This is a genomic window from Rahnella sp. ATs2 (assembly GCF_051851855.1).
Taxonomy (GTDB): Bacteria; Pseudomonadota; Gammaproteobacteria; order Enterobacterales; family Enterobacteriaceae; genus Rahnella; species Rahnella variigena.
Genome location: NZ_JBLYPL010000069.1, coordinates 1 through 443, shown reverse-complemented (window position 1 = coordinate 443; position 443 = coordinate 1). Strand labels below are relative to the sequence as shown.

Sequence of the window (443 nt, the reverse complement as noted above, 5' to 3'; positions counted from 1 at the left end):
TGCGGCATCGTCTTTCGCGCTGTTAATACGCACGCCGGAAGATAAACGCTGGATAGCGGTACCCAGTGAAGACTGAGATTTATTCAGGTTGTTCTGTGCTACCAGGCTCAGGGAGTTGGTATTAATAACTTGTGCCATTGAGATTTCCTCGGGTATTTATAATGTAACACTGCAACTGTATTTAAATTGAGTGATGCGTCATTCCGTTCGCATATAATAAATATCGGTGGAAGGAAAAATGACTAAACAGGTTTTTGTGTTATTTTTATTTCGGTAGCGTATTTGATGAAATACGTGCAATTGTGGCGTTAGTTCAGCGGATGACGTGAGTCTTTCTTATTACAAAAAACTCCTTTATTAAAAAATCTCTTTTATTAAAAAAATACCCCCGCCTGTGAGGGCGGGGGTATTAAGGATCACGTCTTGTAGCGTATTACACGCTA

The 443-nt window shown here is 40.2% G+C and carries 1 protein-coding gene; it reads right to left on the bottom strand.

Features of this window, described 5'->3' with window-relative positions; genetic code table 11:
* A partial coding sequence (locus ACJY2G_RS25560) for a flagellin N-terminal helical domain-containing protein (RefSeq protein ID WP_439292105.1) occupies window positions 1–138 on the bottom strand: 138 nt, incomplete at its 3' end.
* Between the last annotated feature and the right edge of the window lie 305 nt (window positions 139–443).